Here is a 16,644-nt window from a genome sequence, read left to right as displayed (position 1 = left end):
GCCCACGACTTCAACAACTTGCTGACCGCCATGATCGGCTTCTGCGACCTGCTGCTGCTGCGCCACAAGCCGGGCGACCATTCCTTTGCCGACATCATGCAGATCAAGCAGAATGCCAGCCGCGCCGCGAACCTTGTGCGCCAGCTGCTGGCCTTTTCCCGCCAGCAGACCCTGCAGCCCCGCGTCCTGGATGTGACCGATGTACTGGCCGACCTGTCCAACCTGCTGCGCCGCCTGATCGGCGAGAATATCGAGCTGGCCATGCAGCACGGGCGTGACCTGGGGCCGGTCTTTGTGGACCAGGGCCAGCTGGAGCAGGTCATCGTCAATCTGGTAGTCAACGCCCGCGACGCCATGCCGGGCGGGGGAAAGCTGACCATCGCCACGCGGAACATGACCACGGACCAGCCGCTCCGGCGTAATCATGAAACCATGCCGGCCGGGCAGTGGGTTGCGATCGAGGTGGCGGATACCGGCATCGGCATTCCGCCTGAAAACCTGCAGCGTATTTTTGATCCTTTCTTCTCGACCAAGGAAATCGGTGCAGGTACAGGCCTTGGCCTGTCCACAGTCTACGGCATTGTGCGCCAGACAGGCGGCTATGTGCTTGTGGACAGCGCACCGGGCAAGGGCGCCAGATTCACCATTGTCCTTCCCCGCCAGCAGGGCGCTGTCGCAGGTCAGGGAACGGACCAGGCTCCGGGCCCGGAAGCGGCAGAGAAACAGGCCGGCGACCTGACTGGCGTTGGAACCATCCTTCTGGTGGAGGATGAGGATGCCGTGCGCACGTTCGGTGCCCGGGCCCTGCGCAACAAGGGGTACCAGGTCCTGGAAGCCCGCAGCGGTGAGGAAGCGCTGGAGATCCTGGCCGGGGAGGGGGTCACAGTCGACCTGATGGTCACGGACGTGGTGATGCCCAACATGGACGGCCCCACGGTAGCCAGAAAGGCGCGGGAGGCCCATCCGGCACTGAAGGTGATCTTTATCTCCGGCTATACCGAGGATCGTCTGGGCCAGTATCTGGACAGGGAAGAGGTCTGGTTCCTGCCCAAGCCATTCACGCTGAAACAGCTGGCCGAAAAGGTCAGGGAAGTCATGCGCGGCGATGCGCCCTGACAGCAATCCCCCGTTTTTCCGTCTTGCGCCCGGACAGGTTTGGGTGCAGAAAAAAGCGGAACGGGCCCAAAAACGACACAAGTCCAGGCGAACAGGGACTTCTGTTCAGTTTTCTGACCAACATCCAGATAACGGAGAAAGACAATGAAAAAGGCAATGATTCTGGCATGTGCAGGCCTGCTGGCCCTGGGCGTGGCAGCCTGTGACGATTCCCGGCAGTCCTCTGATACAAACGGGATGGCTCCCCCGGCCACGGAACAGGTTCCCCCGGCCATGCCGGAACCCGGCACGGTCATGACGCCTGCTCCGGACACCCAGGTTGCTCCGCAGCCCTCTGTTGAAACTCCCGCCCCGGAAGGTGAAGGCCGGATGATGGCTCCTGAAAGCTTTGCCCCCGACCAGCGGACGGACAGCCCGGAAGATGCTGCCCGTGACATGATGGAAAAGGCGGGCGAGGATGCCGAAAGGGACATGAACGAAACAATGCAGCCGCCGGTCACTCCGGAAATCCGGCAGACAGAACCGCAGCCAATGCAGTAATTTTACGGGTCGTTCAGGGCAGCACGGGGCGGGGACGTCCTGTGCTGTCCACGGCCACATAGGTAAACAGGCCGTCCGTGACCTTGAGATGTCCTGACGTCCAGGTACGGCGGGCCCAGGTTTCAATCCTGATGGCAATGGATGTCCGCCCGATGCGGACCACCTTCGCGTAACAGCTGACCTCGTCCCCCACCTTGATGGGCTTGTGGAATTTCATGGCTTCCACGGCCACGGTCACAACCCTTCCCCTTGCAACGCGCGTGGCGAGGACTCCGCCCGCCAGATCCATCTGGGAGAGGACCCATCCGCCGAAAATATCCCCGCTGGGGTTGGTATCGGCCGGCATGGCCACGGCCCGCAGCTCGGGGCCCGCCTCAAAATCAGGTATATCGGGGGGAAGATCTGTATTCATAAGTCCATATTGCCAGCAGATGTCCCGGGGATAAACAGCAAAAAGAAGCAGTCCGAAACGGATACTGGACCCGCTGTTAACTATTGCTTAATAATCAGGGGCCTAAGGTTTCTGTGAAGGGTGATGGAGGGTGTCATGGCCCATACTGCCAGTACAGGACGCAAGGACGGTTTCCTTTTCGGCAAAGGTTTTGCCGGGCAGGGGCTGTATGGCCACGGAACGTCTGCTGCCCGTGAGAAAAAGGATTTCTGGACCATTGTCCATGAAAGCATGCTGCGCCTGACCGGCTGTGCGGCGTCCTTCGCGGCCAAAGGCGACCATGTGAGCGTCCTGAAATGCCAGAATATGCTGCGGGATTTTGATGTGGCCCTGAAAGACGTTCACAGCGAGGCTGCAGTACAGCGGGCTGTTCCAGGAAACCTGGAAAACAGCCCGGCCATGACCCGTCTGGTCACTGTGATGGAAAGTTTTGTGGACACCTTTGCCATGCAGGCCGAGGGGCTGCGTATGCGTGGTCCGAAAAATGACGCTGTGGAGAATGCAGACGCGAAATATTTCCATGGCGACATTCGTATTACAGGCCATGTCCTGAGAACCATGCAGCAGGCAGGGGGATTTTCAGCTGCGCTTGCTGATACCCTGATCGCTGATACGCGTCATTTTGCCGAAGGCCTGCGGCCCTCTGTGGCCAGCGGGGAGCTTCGGAAAAGTTCTGAGGCCAGCCTGGCCGGTTATGTCGCCCATCGCGGATCCGGCAATGTGCATGCCGCTGCTGTCGGGATGGCTGCTGCGGACAAGGTTCCGGGACTGAACCAGGCCCTGAGACAGGCCGCCGGTCTGAACCCCGGACTGGCCGGTATGGTGCAGGCTGTTGTCGGGGCGGTCAGGGCGCTGGCCGGCAAGGTTTCCACCGATATGACGCCTGCAACGTCTGTGGCTCCGTCCTGGAAAAACCGCAAGGCAGCTCCCGCTTTCGCCATGTAATCCTGACGTCAGCCACAACTTCTTCTTCCCCTTTATCGTCACCCCCGCATAAAGCGGGGATGACGGGGGAAGTGGAGAAGTTGAGACTGATGTAACCCTGGGCATTGCTAACATTTATAGCAACAGTATGATTATTTGGATAGAATAGGTGCGAACGGTGGGAGGTTTGCATGCATTGTCCGAAGTGTTCAGGGGAAGCGTTTCATAAAGACGGGGTAATTAAAGGGCGGCAGCGATACCGCTGCAAGGGCTGCGATTGCCGTTTTACGCAGAGCCGGCGTCATGGTCATGGGCTGGATAAAAAGCTGCAGGCGCTGGCGTTATACCGCGAAGGCCTTGGGTTTCGGGCGATCGGACGTCTGCTGGGGGTTAGCAATGTCGCTGTTTTGAAGTGGATCAGGGCTTTTGCCGACGAGACCAGGGCGCGGATGCTCTGTGAACCTCTCGATCTCAAGGATATGGATGTGGTCGTGCTGGACGAGCTGTGGCATTACACCCAAAAAAACAGCGCAAGCTCTGGATATGGACTGCTGTATCTCTGCGCACCGGACGGCTCCTCGCCTTCGCGATGGGCTCTCGTGGTGCCAAAACAGCCCAGGCCCTCTGGCGGCAAATCACCAAAAGCGGCGTAAAATTATTCGCCGCCTTTACCAACCGCTGGAAAATCTGCCGTAAGGTTATCCCGGAAAACCTGCTCTGCCAGTCCAGAAAACTCACCCCTGCAGCAGAAACACAAAATACCCGTATCCGCCACTACCTCGCCCGCTTCCACAGAAAAACCCTTTGCTGCTCCAAATCCCCCGCCATGGTCGAACTCTCCCTCTGGCTGTTTCCTGATAAACTATGTTAAGTTAGCAATGCCTAACCCTGAAGTATTATAAAAGGAACGTTGCTCTCCTTCCTGCGTTCGGTTCATGCAACCTGAACCGGAAAAATAACAGGAAGGAGTTCAATAATGAGCATGAGATACAAACTGCTGGCAGCGGCTTCGGTCATTGCCGTCATGAGCGCAACGCCGGTCCTAGGCCAGGCCCAGACACAGCCCCAGACACAAACCAGAACACAGGAGCCTTCCGGAACCCTCTCCCGGGATGTGGAAAAGGGATGGGAAAAGACCAAAAAAGCTGTGTCGGATACGGCGCAGGATGTGTCGACTGCGGCAAAGGATGCCTATGACGACCTGAAGACATGGCTGGCCGGTACTGACGACACAACCGCTGTCGGGACGGTCAGCATCGACAGGCGCACGACAGCCACTGGCATTATCGGCCAGCCTGTCTACAACGCCCAGGGCGAGCGGGTGGCCAAAGTCCGCGACATCATCCTGGACCACTATGGCAGTGCCGGCATGGTTGTCCTGGGCGATGGTGACTTTACAGGCCTGGGCAAGACGGTGGCCTTTGATTACAGCGTGATTTCAAACCGCACTGCTGATGGTGACCTGATTGCTCCCCTGACCGAGGACACAATCGACGACGCCAGGAATTTCTCCTACGACCGCGATGACGCCAGCAACACGGTCAGGGTTATTCCCGCCGATGGCTACAGCGTGGATGACCTTCTGGATGCTCCCCTGGTCAACGCGCAGGGCGAGACTGTCGGGGAAGTGGATGACATTTCCTTCCGCGGCGGCAAGGCCGAGTATCTGGTGGTCAGCTTCGGCAAGGTTCTGGGAATTGGGGGCGGGAAAGCCGCCTTGGCCTGGGACAACGCAAAGCTGATCCGCAGGGACAATGACAAGCCGGCCTTTCAGCTGTCTGCCGACCAGGCCACCCGTATTGAAAACTACAGAAAAAATCCGCCCCGGAAGTAATCGGGGGAACCAGCCTTCCGTCAATCATCAGTCATAAGGGAGAGTCATCATGAACAGGGACATTTTTGCAGGCAAGTGGAAGCAGTTCAGAGGCGAGGTCCAGAAACAGTGGGGCAAGCTGACCAACGATCACCTGGACCAGATCAACGGCGACCGGGAAAAGCTGGTCGGCCTGGTTCAGGAAAGATACGGCATCATGAAGGATGAAGCCGAAAAACAGGTTACCGACTGGGAAGATACCTTGGACAACAGGGATTGATACCAGGTTGTCTGATGTCTGCAGGGGCGCATCCTGTTACGGGATGCGCCCTTTTTCAATCCATAAGCGAAGGCCAGCTGCCGGCAATGGCGCCGTATCCGGAGCGGTTTTCCGGCCTGGGCCTGGCAGAAGCAGGCTGACCGGCAGGGAGAGCGCTGCCGTTCCTGAAAAGCGGGGCAAAATTTCGCAGGGGCTGGAAGAAAATGATCAATCGCTTCGAAGTGTAATTGCCAGGCAGGCTGTCGGACAATCTTCACATGTAAAAAAGTGCCTTGACCGGGCATGGCTGTGATACTGTTCCTGCGTTGATCAGGCCGCCATAACCTGGAGGAATCCCATGTACACCGCTCCGCTCCGGGACATGCGCTTTGTGCTGGACCACATCATCGGCTGGCAGAAATTCCGGGAGTTTCCCGCGTTCCGGGACCTGGCCCCGGAAACGGTTGAGGCCATCCTGTCAGAGGCGGGAAAGCTGGCGGCGGATGTGCTGGCCCCGCTCAATCTGCCAGGGGACCGGCAGGGGGCCCGCGTTGAAAACGGTCAGGTCCGCATGCCCGACGGTTTCCGGGATGCTTACCATCACTATGTGCAGGGCGGGTGGAACAGCCTGCCTTTTGATCCGCAGTACGGGGGGCAGGGGCTTCCGTGGTTTCTGGCCCTGATGGTCCAGGAAATGTGGCAGGCCGCCAACACATCCTTTTCCCTGTGCCCCATGCTGAACCAGGGTGCCGTCGAGCTTCTGTCCGCTCATGGAACGGAGGAGCAGAAAAAGCTGTTCCTGCCGCGTCTGGTCTCGGGCGAGTGGACAGGAACCATGAACCTGACCGAGTCCCAGGCCGGATCGGATGTGGGGGCTGTGCGGGCCCGCGCGATGCCGGAGGGGGACCATTACCGGATTACCGGACAGAAGATCTATATCACCTATGGCGACCACGATATGGCCGGCAACGTGATCCACATGGTCCTGGCGCGCACGGGTGATGCGCCGCCGGGGACAAAGGGCCTGAGCCTGTTCCTGGTGCCGAAGATCCTTGTCCATCCCGACGGTACCCTGGGGGGCCGGAACGACGTGGAACTGATCAGTATCGAGCACAAGCTGGGCATCCATGCCAGTCCCACAGCCACCCTGTCCTTTGGCGACCGGACCGGTGCTCTGGGCTGGCTGGTGGGGTCCCTGAACGGCGGCATGGCCTGCATGTTCACCATGATGAACAATGCCCGTCTGAGTGTGGGAAGCCAGGGTGTGGCGCTGGCTGAAAGAGCGTACCAGCAGGCCCGGGAGTATGCCCGGACGCGTCTGCAGGGCAGGGGAAGCCGCAGCGATGCGCCTGTCACCATCATCCACCACCCCGATGTGCGCCGCATGTTGCTGGTCATGAAGGCGCATGTGGAGGCGGGCCGGGCGCTGGCAGCTGTTACGGCGGCGGCGCTGGATACGGCCCGGCATCATCCGGAAGAGACCGCGCGCCAGAAGGCCCAGGCGCGGGCTGACCTTCTGACGCCGGTGGCCAAAGCCTGGTGCACGGACATGGCTGTGGACATCACATCCATCGGGATCCAGGTCCACGGCGGCATGGGCTATATCGAGGAGACGGGCGCGGCCCAGCACTGGCGCGACAGCCGGATTACGCCCATCTATGAGGGAACCAACGGCATCCAGGCCAGCGATCTGGTCTTTCGCAAGGTTGTCCGCGACAGAGGGGCGGCGGTGGAGGCCCTGCTGGGCGAGATCCATGCCTTCATGAAGGATATGACGGTCCTGCCGGGCGACGATCTGGCGGTCATGGCCGAAGAACTGGCCGAGGCCATCACGGCCTTTGAGGATTCAACGGCCTGGATCCTGAAAATGGCCGGGGAACGACCGGACTCTGTTGCAGCCTGTGCCGTCCTGTTCCTGAAGCTGGCCGGGACGGTCATCGGCGGCTGGCTGCTGGCCCGCGGCGCTGTGGCGGCCACATTGCTGATGCGGGAGTCCGGCGGGGATGCCGCCTTTTATGAAGCAAAGATCCTGACCGCCCGCTTTTACGCCGAGCACATCCTGCCCCAGGTGCTGGGCCTTGTCTCCGCCATCCAGAGCGGCTCCCTGCCGGTTATGGGGATGGGGGAAGAGCAGTTCTAGGCCGCGGCCGCGCTGCCTTTTACAAAGGACGCAATGCAGCAGGAATCCAGCCCTTTGATGCCGGCCAGGGCTTTTGCATTCTGGCCCAGCGGTTCAAAGGTCCGCGTGGCGGGGCCGTAGCCCAGAAGCGTTCCCTTGGCCATGTCAAAATACCAGCCGTGCAGGGTCATGTGGCCTGCCTCCACAGCCTCGCGGATCCAGGGGAATGTGAGAAGGTTGTTCAGGGATGTAAGGATAGCCGCCCGCTCAAGGGTCTGGAGGCGGGTTTCCACAGGCTGGTCCGCCAGTTCGCGCTGGACTGTATCCCGGGCTTCTGCACAGATACTGACCCAGGGGGTCAGGAACTCGTATCCGGAGGCTGTTCCGGCAGAACTGTCCGCCAGGGTCTGTATCCCGCCGCACAGGCCGTGGCCCAGAACAATGATGTTTTTGACCCCCAGGCTCCTGACGGCAAACTCGATGGCTGCACTGGTCCCGTGATATTGGCCGTCCGGCTGGTATGGAGGCACCAGGGCGGCCACATTGCGCACCACGAACAGGTCGCCGGGCTGGCTCTGGGTCAGAAGGGCCGGGTCATTGCGGGAGTCAGAACAGGCAATCACCAGCGTTTCCGGCGCCTGGCCCTTTTTCACAAGGTCCCGGAACAGGGGAGCTTTCCCCTCCATGTACCTTTTGCGGAACCGGCGGAACCCGCGGATAAATCTTGGGTAAGGCATTGTTTTTCCCGACTGAAAAAAGACCTCTGCGAAAGTCCGGATCTCGCGAAATTCCTCGATCCTTCGACAAGCTCAGGATGAGGATTTTCTTTATCTGTACCCTGAGCCTCATGGTGAGCCTGTCGAACCATGGGCGAAGGGGGGGATACAGCTTTCACAGAGCTCTCAAAAGAAAGGAAAGATAGCTTTTTGCGCAAGGGAAAAAAAGTCTTTATAACAGCTGTCATGAATCAGGCATGGGACGTCATTGTTGTGGGAGGTGGGCACGCGGGGTGCGAGGCGGCTGCGGCTGCGGCGCGGGCGGGCGCGCGAACATTGCTGCTCACGCACAAAATTGAGACCATCGGCGAGATGTCCTGCAACCCCGCTATCGGTGGCCTCGGCAAGGGCCATCTGGTGCGCGAGATTGACGCGCTGGACGGTGTCATGGGCCGCGTCATCGACCGGGCCGGCATCCAGTTCCGCATCCTGAACGCCAGCAAGGGTCCCGCCGTCCGTGGACCGCGCGCCCAGGCCGACCGCAAGCTGTATCGCAATGCCATGCAGGCCATCCTGGCTGACATGCCCAACCTGACCATTCAGGCGGCGGCGGTGGAAGACATCCAGCTGGACGATAGTGGCGCCGTGAAAGCCGTCATTACTGCCGACGGGCAAACATATCCCTGCGGCGTGGTGGTGCTCACCACCGGCACCTTCCTGCGTGGGCTGATCCACATCGGCGAGGAGAAAACGCCGGCCGGGCGCGTGGGGGAAAAACCTTCTATCAGCCTGTCGGAAACCCTGGCCCGCTGTGGCTTTCCCTTGGGTCGCCTGAAGACCGGCACCCCGGCGCGCCTGGACGGCCGCACCATCGACTGGAAAGCGCTGGAGATGCAGCCGGGCGACGACCCGCCCCAGCCCTTCTCTTACCTCACCGACATCATCACCGTGCCGCAGATCCAGTGCGCGATCACGTACACCTCGGCCGCCACGCACCAGATCATCCGCGACAACCTGCACCGCGCGCCCATGTATTCCGGCCAGATCGAGAGCACCGGGCCACGCTATTGCCCGTCCATCGAGGACAAGGTGGTGCGGTTTTCCGACAAGGAACGGCACCAGATTTTTCTCGAGCCCGAGGGCCTGGACGATGACACGGTGTACCCCAACGGCATCTCCACGTCGCTGCCGCGCGAGGTGCAGCTGGACCTGCTGAAGACCATTCCGGGCCTGGAAAAGGCCGTGATGATCCGGCCCGGATATGCCATCGAGTACGATTTCATCAACCCGCAGGAGCTGAAACCCACGCTGGAGACGCGCCGCGTACCGGGCCTGTTCCTGGCCGGACAGATCAACGGTACGACGGGATACGAAGAGGCTGCCGCGCAGGGTCTCATGGCCGGGATCAACGCGGCGCTGAAAGTGTCGGGAAGCGCTCCTTTCATGCTCGACCGGGCTGACGCGTACATCGGCGTGATGATTGATGACCTGATCACCCGCGGCACGGCTGAACCGTATCGCATGTTCACCAGCCGCGCGGAATATCGCCTGCGCCTGCGGGCCGACAACGCGGACCAGCGCCTGACGCCGCTGGGGCTGTCTGCGGGTTGCGTGGGCAGTGTCCGTGAAAAGGCTTTCCGGCAGAAAATCGAGGCGCTGGATGCTGCACGCGCTTCTGTACGGGAGCTGAGGGCAACGCCCAATGAGCTGGCCCGGCACGGACTGACCGTCAACCAGGATGGTGTGCGGCGGTCGGTCCACGATCTGCTGCGCTATCCCGATGTAACGCTGGTGCGGCTGGCAGAGATCTGGCCAGAACTGAAAAACCTGCCTTCCTCCATCGCAGAACAGATCGAGATCGACGGGAAATACGCGGGCTACATGGACCGGCAGGAGGCCGACGTGCGTGCCTTCCGCCGCGACGAAGCCCTGCAGCTGCCCGCCGATCTGGACTATGCCACGGTAGGGAGCCTCTCCAACGAAGTGCGCCAGAAACTGAAAACCGCCCGCCCGTCCACCCTGGGCGCCGCATCACGCATCCCCGGCGTCACCCCTGCGGCCCTGATCGCCCTGCTGCGGCATGTGAAGAAGCGGGCGGCGTGAGGGCCTGGGTACTGTCAGAACCAGCTGTCTGCACAGCCTGGGCTATCATGTCAAGCAAGCCCTTGGCCTTCCATGCTGCGTACATGACCAGGGCCATTCCGGGGCCGTATCCCTGCATGGCTTTCAGCGCTTCTGCCAGGGGTACAAGGCGCGTGACTGTATTCTCGCCTTCCAGAACATTGCCGTTTCTGGCGCCCTCGTAACTGGACCTGATATGTTCGAATTGCTTTTCCGAGACAGGGATATCCGTTGCGCATACAAAAGTATCATTTACAAGCCCAGGTGATGCAGTGATTTTGCCAATCTCCTGGTACCGGAATCCAGCCATATTCACGCCCGTTTCCTCGTGGATTTCTCTCAAAAGGTCATGCTCCCTGGACATGGATCCTGGATCCACAAAACCGGCAGGCGGTTCGAGTGTCCTGGTCAGGGTGCCGTAGCGGAACTCCTCTTTCATCAGGACCCATGGGTCCTTGTTGTCTCCGACCAGAAAGATTGTCACGGCCATGACGCCATCGTCCATGATCGTCATGTGATATGAGCTTTTCCTTTTCTGGCCAGCAGGTACTCCCTCAACCTTGGCCAGGACAACCCCCGGTTTTGGATTTTTTCCGAACGGAACGACTTTCAGGACGGTTACATGGGCATCCGGAACCTGCTGTGCAAGCCTGACCAGGTAGCGGTGGAAGAACAGCGCCTCCCTCAGGAGGGTTTTTTCATCCGCTGTTATTGTTCCGGAAAACCTGACTCTGGGGACCATAACTCTCTCCTGGCTGAATCTTGCAGGTACAGGAAAATGTTAAAGTCTGACTTTAGTTTCAGCAAGCTGTACAGAAGTTTTTTCCGGTTTCCTGCTAATAGGAGTGACATTCGCAGGAATGTGCTGTTCAAGGGCTGCGAAGATTTTCGGGCCGAACTGCCGGTGCAGCTCGCCCAGCGCATCGGCCGCAACCCTGCCGGCTTCTGTTTTCCCGTTTTTGTCCCGCATGTCCGTAAGTTTTCCCAGAACGGCCAGTGCGTCTGCTGACAGGGAGGCTGTGCCGGTTTCTCCGGCCCAGTGGCCGTGGCAGGCCAGCCACAGGTAATGGGCTGCCGCTTCTGCCTTGTCGCTGGCCGGCGGCGGGCTCTCCAGGAATGACAGAAGACTTTTCAGGATCTCTGCTTCGGGGATAAGCCGGAATTTGCTTCCGCGGTTTTTCTGGATCAGGCCTTTGTACAGATCCAGTTCGTGGATTTCCCGCATGTGGACGAGGTATCCCGGGATATCCCTGCGCTTTTGGCAGTGGCTGAAAGCCCCAAGATAATGGTTGATGATATGTTCGGAGAGTACGGCCCGTGCTCCGGAGAATCCCTGCTCAAGGCTGTCCAGAAGAGTGCGCACAAAGCTGGTCCGTTCGGTCACGCTGAACTGGTGGTCAATGATTGGAAAGCCGTGGGGCAGGATCTGGCCCAGAAGGCAGATGCCGGCTTCAAGGACCTGCCGGGACAGGATTTCTTTATCGGCATGGGGTTGGGCCCCGGGTGCGAGAAGACCCTCTTCCACAAGCCTGGCTTGAATCCTTTGTCCCAGGACAGGTGGCATTTTGCTGTTTGCCGCGGGCAGGAACAGGAAGGCCAAGGGGCGGCTCCAGTCATCATCCGCTTGGAGGAGCCAAGCCGGCGCCAGTGTCAGTACCCTGACAAGATTACGGGCTATGTTACCCCTGAGGTAGTCCTTGTCCGGAAATTTTCCACTGATAAGGGTGGCCAGGGCCTGTTCATTCCGGAACCAGGGCTCCAGAGCGGGGTCAGAAGCCATGCGCTCTCCCAAGCGAAGCAACAGCAGGACTGCGCCTGCGACCTCAATCTGGCGAGCCGGCGCGGACATATCACTGGATGCAGCGGCTTCTCCGCAAAGCCGTTCGTACAGAAATTTTCCCAATGCCTGTGCCGGCCGGAAGTCTGCAAGACCCCTTGCTTCTAGGTCCGTCCGCCTCGAGGCATAGTGTATCAGCGAGGCAAAATTCTCCGGAATTTTACCGGTCTGGGAGGTCTGTGCCGTTGGGATGGATTTTGTATCTGCGCTCATGGCTGCAAATCTACCTTCCCGGAACGCAAACAATAAGATAATTCTGTATCCTATCTTACAGGACGGGATTTTCCATGACCGATACCCCCCACCGCTTCAGGGTCCCTGACGAGCAGTTCGAGGACATTATTGACAGGTACTGCAATGACCTGACGCGCAAGGTGAAGGCCGGGCGCACAAATCCTATCATCGGCCGCGACCAGGAAATTGACCAGATTATCACGATCCTGCTGCAGATGGGGCGCTCGAACGTTGTCCTGCTGGGCGGGGCAGGGGTGGGCAAGACAGCGGTGTTCCTGGGCCTCGCCCGCGCCCTGGCGCTCCAGCCTGTGCCAAAACAGCTGGAAAATGCCCGGGTGATCGAGGTGGATTTTGCCGCCATGGCAGCTGGTACAGAAAGCCGCGGGGAATTTGAGGGGCGGATCATTCCCCTGATCAAGGGATCGGCTGAGCGCAATGCCATCAAGGGCTATCCGCCGGTGATCCTGTGCATGGACGAGATCCACACGACCATGCGGGCCAGCCAGGCCAGCAGTGCCTCTGGCGTGGCCGATGTGATGAAGCCGTACCTGACCGAGGGGAACCTGCGCGTGGTGGGCGCTACGACCGAGCTGGAGTATGTGGATTACATGAAAAAGGATCCGGCCATCGAGCGGCGGTTCCAGAAAATCCATCTGCGCGAACCGGATCTGGATGAAACGATAAAAGTCCTTCAGGGGCTGCGACCCATCTACGAAAGGCACTTTGATATCAGGATTTCCGATGCGGCGATTGAAAAGATCGTCCGGCTGACCCACCGGTACATCCGCAACCGCAACAATCCGGACAAGTCCCTGATGGCGCTGGATGCCGCCTGTGCTCACTGTGTCCGCGCCGGCGCGCCACAAGGGGAACTGGACAGCAACAGCATCGTGCACACCATCGGGGCCGAGGTGGACCTGCCACCCAACGCCATCGAATAGGTCAGGGTGCCGGCGAAACGAGCCGTGTTGCTTCTGCGGCTGGAGCTGATGCAGGCGATGGCTGACCCGCCCGGGCCGTCATGGGCTGGCAGTGGAGGCCAGCCGGAGACAGGATCAGAGCCATGGCGCCGGCGACAGCCAGAAAACTGCTGAACCCTGTCTGTTGTGCAGGGCCCGTCTGCTCACCTGTGCGGGATCTTTCAGGAGGCTGTCCTGTCTGTCCTGCAGCAGGAGATTTTTCCGGATCGGGCTTGGTCTTTCTTTCAGCCATTTTTTCTGCAGGCACAGGTTTTTTCCTGGCAGGTTTTTCCGGTCCGGTAAAATAGTAGATATCAGCCCTGGATACAGGCTTTCTGGCAGGTACTGGCTGGGCAGGGGGAACAGGAAGGGGCGCTATCGCCGGAGGTACGGCTGCAACAGGCTGCAGCACCGGAATTTCCTGTGTTGGCCTGTTTGAAGGGTGTCTCCGGTCCGCTTTTCTCTCTCCGGGGCCCCTGCGGATCACCAGAGTCTGCAGGGAGACGTCGCAGATGCAAGGGATAGCGTGTCCGCTGATACCGCAAATGCCGCCTGACATTGGATTCTCTCCATAATCCTGTTCTGTGGAGGTCTGTAAACCACAGGGAATGACGTAAAAGACAGTGCCCAAAAGGACAGGCTGCTATGACTTTCCGGCTGGCCGGCAGGAATAGATGTCACTGTTCCTTCTGGATTTGGCCGCCTTCACTGCTATAAGTAAGGGTAATAATCCTGACGGGAACAGTGCCATGCATGACATCCGCCTAATCCGGGATAACCCGGAAACGTTCGACCAGGGACTGGCCCGACGTGGCCTGCCGCCAAAGTCACAGGCTGTTCTGGATCTGGATTCCCGCCGGCGCGCCGTACAGACAGAATTCCAGGCTGCGCAGGCAAAAAGGAATGACCTTTCCCGCCAGGTAGGTGAGGCGAAGAAGTCAGGCAAGGATGCCGCTGATCTCATGGTTCAGGTAGCCACTCTCAAGACTACGCTGGAGACACTGGAACAGCAGGAAAAGACGCTGGCGGAGGAGCTGGAGACCATGCTGGCTGTCATTCCCAATCTTCCGGCGGCTGACGTGCCGGAGGGCCGGGATGAGACAGGGAATGTGGAAATCCGCCGCCATGGAACGCCTGTCACAATCGCAGCTCCGAAAGATCACGAGGCGCTGGGCACAGCCCTGGGGCAGGTGGACTTTGACGCGGCAGCAAAAATGTCCGGCGCACGCTTTGTGGTGCTGAGGGACGACATCGCCCGCCTGCACCGCGCGCTGGGCAACTTCATGCTGGACATCCACACGCGGGAGTTCGGCTATACCGAAGTCAGCCCGCCACTTCTGGTGAAATCAGAGGCCGTCTATGGTACGGGCCAGCTGCCCAAGGCGGCCGAGGACATGTTCCAGACTACGGGTGGGTATTGGCTGATCCCCACGTCCGAGGTGTCCCTGACCAATCTGGTCGCGGACAGCATCCTGGAGGCAGCCGACCTGCCCCTGCGCTGTACGGCCCTGACACCCTGCTTCCGGTCCGAGGCGGGGGCGGCGGGCAAGGATACCCGCGGCATGATCCGTCAGCACCAGTTCTGGAAGGTCGAGCTGGTCAGCGTGACGGCCCCCGACCAGTCGGAAGCCGAGCACGAGCGTATGACCGGTGCGGCAGAAGCCATCCTGAAGCGGCTGGAACTTCCGTTCCGCACCATGCTGCTGTGCACAGGCGACATGGGTTTTTCAGCGCGCAAGACGTATGATCTGGAAGTCTGGCTGCCTGCCCAGAACACGTACCGGGAAATCTCCAGCTGCTCGAACTGCGGTGATTTCCAGGCCCGACGCATGAAGGCCCGGTACAGGCCCGCTGCAGGAGAGAAGGGCACGCAGCTGGTCCATACCCTGAACGGCTCGGGCCTGGCTGTGGGTCGCTGTCTTGTGGCAGTGATGGAAAATTTCCAGAACCCGGACGGCAGTATCACCATCCCCCCGGCCCTGCGGCCATACATGGGCGGGCAGGAGAGGATCGGAAGATGAAAAACCCTGATTCCATAAACCCTCTCTGGTGGCTGTGGCTCCCTGTCCTGTTTCTTGCTGCAAATATATACTTGCAGATTTTCAGTCATACTGTGAATTCTGAAAGCCTTCTTGCAGAGAACGGGCTTTATGAAAATATCCAGTTTGCCATAATCCTGGGCGCTTTCCTGGCTGGTCTCGTGACACTGGGACGCCTTTCGTTCCGCAGGATGCCATGGCTTTTTGCATGGGTGGGTCTTGTGGCGTTCTGCGCATTCTTTATTGCAGGCGAGGAAATCAGCTGGGGACAGTTCTTTCTGGGGTGGAAAACTCCTGAAAAATGGGCATCCATCAATGTCGATAATGAAACCAGCCTGCACAAGCTCTGGTTCTGGAATGACCAGATGTTCCGCACGCTTGTGGAAGTCGGGATCCTGGTTTCCGGTCTGCTTGTTCCCCTGATCCGGAAATACAGGCCCTCATGGCTTCCTTCCCGTCTGCAGATCATATTCCCGCCATCCCGTATGGCAGTAACCGCAGGGGCCCTGTGGTTCCTGAAACTGGCCAAGCATCTTTCTGCTGTTTTTCCGGTATTTTCTTTCAGCCGCATAAGCGAAGTGAATGAGGTGTTCATCTATTACTTCTTCCTGCTGTACTTTGTGTTCATGTACAGGCGCGTTTCTGCGGGGCATGCCGGCCAGGCCCTGAAAGCCTGAAGCCTGTCCGGATGTGGAAGCCCGCCACGCAGCTGAAAAATCAGCTCCGCGGACCTGAAAATCCTTTCAAAATCTGAAAAAATTGCTTTAATGGGAACAATTCAACCAGGACAGATCCCATGCCCCCCCCTGAAACCAGCCCGCCGAAAACCGGAAGGATTGTTTCCGCTGTTGTTGTGTTCTGCTTTCTTGGCCTCTTCGGGGTGTATTTATATACTGTCCCGGGGCAGGCGGGGTCAGCTGAAAGGCAGGAGGATCCTGGTGCGCCCTGTCCGGCGTCGAGCATGACCGGGGTAAACGTACGCAATGGCGTCAGCATTCCAGGGGGGCTTATGGAAAGCGACAGCGGCCAGGATTTATGCCGGGCGCTGAGGGGTGTCGCTCCGGAAGTTATCGGGGTGGAATTTCCGCCCATGGGAACGGCTGCTGACTCATGCGGGTTCTGTCCCGCCCTGGATGTGAAAATCGATCAGCCCTATGACGGAAATTTCCTTGTGGGTCTGGCGAACGCCCTTGTGAAAATCATCCCTGCCGTCCTGGACCATGGCCGGCGGAAGCATGATTCCCTGGCGGCGGGATGGATCTCTGTTCATGCCTTCGGCCCTGACAATGAAAGCGCTTTTGGAATTTCCTTTTCCGTGCCGGACTTGGCGCACCTGGATTTTTCCACACTGGATCCGCAGGGCCTGTATGATCTTGTGACAAACTTCAACCCTGAGCCCGGCTCGTCAGTCCGGAAAGCCATTGACGCGTATTGAGCCAATCAGGACATGGCCTGGCGCAGCGCACGATTCTGCTCAGCCACTTCCGTCAAAGAGTGATGTCATGACCCGCTATAA

17 protein-coding genes are annotated in these 16,644 nt (G+C 59.3%); 12 read left to right on the top strand and 5 right to left on the bottom strand.

Annotation, left to right across the window (positions count from 1 at the left end):
* A partial coding sequence (locus M3O22_04475; protein MDP9196013.1) for an ATP-binding protein occupies nucleotides 1-1,116 on the top strand: 1,116 nt, incomplete at its 5' end.
* A gap of 144 nt (nucleotides 1,117-1,260) precedes the next feature.
* Entirely contained in the window at nucleotides 1,261-1,656 is a 396-nt protein-coding gene (locus tag M3O22_04470; protein MDP9196012.1) for a hypothetical protein, read from the top strand.
* 13 nt (nucleotides 1,657-1,669) lie between these two features.
* Here the strand turns inward: M3O22_04470 and M3O22_04465 are convergent, their stop codons facing one another.
* Nucleotides 1,670-2,068: an acyl-CoA thioesterase gene (locus M3O22_04465; GenBank protein ID MDP9196011.1), complete on the bottom strand. Its 399-nt coding sequence runs from the start codon at nucleotides 2,066-2,068 to the stop codon at nucleotides 1,670-1,672.
* 135 nt (nucleotides 2,069-2,203) lie between these two features.
* On the opposite strand from M3O22_04465, the gene M3O22_04460 reads away from it, so the two are divergent.
* From M3O22_04460 to M3O22_04440, 5 genes are all read left to right on the top strand, one after another.
* Entirely contained in the window at nucleotides 2,204-3,052 is an 849-nt protein-coding gene (locus M3O22_04460) for a hypothetical protein (GenBank protein MDP9196010.1), read from the top strand.
* A gap of 484 nt (nucleotides 3,053-3,536) precedes the next feature.
* Nucleotides 3,537-3,902, top strand: a complete 366-nt coding sequence (locus tag M3O22_04455; GenBank protein MDP9196009.1) for an IS1 family transposase — start codon at nucleotides 3,537-3,539, stop codon at nucleotides 3,900-3,902.
* Nucleotides 3,903-4,007: 105 nt separating this feature from the next.
* A complete protein-coding gene (locus tag M3O22_04450) occupies nucleotides 4,008-4,865 on the top strand; it encodes a PRC-barrel domain-containing protein (protein MDP9196008.1) in 858 nt (285 codons plus the stop codon).
* Nucleotides 4,866-4,914: 49 nt separating this feature from the next.
* Nucleotides 4,915-5,124, top strand: coding sequence for a CsbD family protein (locus tag M3O22_04445; GenBank protein ID MDP9196007.1), 210 nt, complete (start codon nucleotides 4,915-4,917; stop codon nucleotides 5,122-5,124).
* 337 nt (nucleotides 5,125-5,461) lie between these two features.
* The gene (locus M3O22_04440) at nucleotides 5,462-7,243 is read left to right on the top strand and encodes an acyl-CoA dehydrogenase (protein ID MDP9196006.1); all 1,782 of its coding nucleotides are present in this window, start codon (nucleotides 5,462-5,464) and stop codon (nucleotides 7,241-7,243) included.
* Here M3O22_04440 and M3O22_04435 read toward each other — a convergent pair.
* Complete coding sequence (locus tag M3O22_04435; GenBank protein ID MDP9196005.1) at nucleotides 7,240-7,959, bottom strand: carbonic anhydrase; 720 nt, start codon at nucleotides 7,957-7,959, stop codon at nucleotides 7,240-7,242. The two genes, M3O22_04440 and M3O22_04435, sit on opposite strands and share 4 nt — an antisense overlap.
* Before the next feature lie 225 nt (nucleotides 7,960-8,184).
* Between M3O22_04435 and mnmG the strand changes: the two genes are divergently transcribed.
* A complete protein-coding gene (gene mnmG / locus M3O22_04430; protein ID MDP9196004.1) occupies nucleotides 8,185-10,041 on the top strand; it encodes a tRNA uridine-5-carboxymethylaminomethyl(34) synthesis enzyme MnmG in 1,857 nt (618 codons plus the stop codon).
* Here the strand turns inward: mnmG and M3O22_04425 are convergent.
* Together M3O22_04425 and M3O22_04420 are read right to left on the bottom strand one after the other, a co-directional pair.
* Nucleotides 9,986-10,801: an NUDIX domain-containing protein gene (locus M3O22_04425; GenBank protein MDP9196003.1), complete on the bottom strand. Its 816-nt coding sequence runs from the start codon at nucleotides 10,799-10,801 to the stop codon at nucleotides 9,986-9,988. The genes mnmG and M3O22_04425 overlap by 56 nt on opposite strands.
* A 39-nt stretch (nucleotides 10,802-10,840) precedes the next feature.
* Nucleotides 10,841-12,109, bottom strand: coding sequence for a hypothetical protein (locus tag M3O22_04420; GenBank protein ID MDP9196002.1), 1,269 nt, complete (start codon nucleotides 12,107-12,109; stop codon nucleotides 10,841-10,843).
* A 74-nt stretch (nucleotides 12,110-12,183) separates the two neighbouring features.
* On the opposite strand from M3O22_04420, the gene M3O22_04415 reads away from it, so the two are divergent.
* Nucleotides 12,184-13,071, top strand: a complete 888-nt coding sequence (locus M3O22_04415; protein MDP9196001.1) for an AAA family ATPase — start codon at nucleotides 12,184-12,186, stop codon at nucleotides 13,069-13,071.
* Nucleotide 13,072: 1 nt separating this feature from the next.
* Here the strand turns inward: M3O22_04415 and M3O22_04410 are convergent, their stop codons facing one another.
* On the bottom strand, nucleotides 13,073-13,357 hold the full coding sequence (locus M3O22_04410) for a hypothetical protein (GenBank protein MDP9196000.1): 285 nt from the start codon (nucleotides 13,355-13,357) through the stop codon (nucleotides 13,073-13,075).
* Nucleotides 13,358-13,838: 481 nt separating this feature from the next.
* Here M3O22_04410 and serS point away from each other — a divergent pair, with 481 nt between their 5' ends.
* The 3 genes from serS (at nucleotide 13,839) to M3O22_04395 (ending at nucleotide 16,563) form a co-directional block, all read left to right on the top strand.
* Nucleotides 13,839-15,110, top strand: coding sequence for a serine--tRNA ligase (gene serS, locus M3O22_04405; protein ID MDP9195999.1), 1,272 nt, complete (start codon nucleotides 13,839-13,841; stop codon nucleotides 15,108-15,110).
* Complete coding sequence (locus M3O22_04400; GenBank protein ID MDP9195998.1) at nucleotides 15,107-15,805, top strand: hypothetical protein; 699 nt, start codon at nucleotides 15,107-15,109, stop codon at nucleotides 15,803-15,805. The genes serS and M3O22_04400 overlap by 4 nt, the downstream gene beginning before the upstream one ends.
* Nucleotides 15,806-16,089: 284 nt before the next feature.
* The gene (locus M3O22_04395; GenBank protein ID MDP9195997.1) at nucleotides 16,090-16,563 is read left to right on the top strand and encodes a hypothetical protein; all 474 of its coding nucleotides are present in this window, start codon (nucleotides 16,090-16,092) and stop codon (nucleotides 16,561-16,563) included.
* The last annotated feature ends 81 nt before the right edge of the window (nucleotides 16,564-16,644 follow it).

This window comes from Pseudomonadota bacterium (assembly GCA_030775045.1).
Taxonomy (GTDB): Bacteria; Pseudomonadota; Alphaproteobacteria; order JALYJY01; family JALYJY01; genus JALYJY01.
The sequence above is the reverse complement of the archived record's forward strand: the minus strand, read 5'-3'. Positions and strand labels throughout refer to the sequence as shown.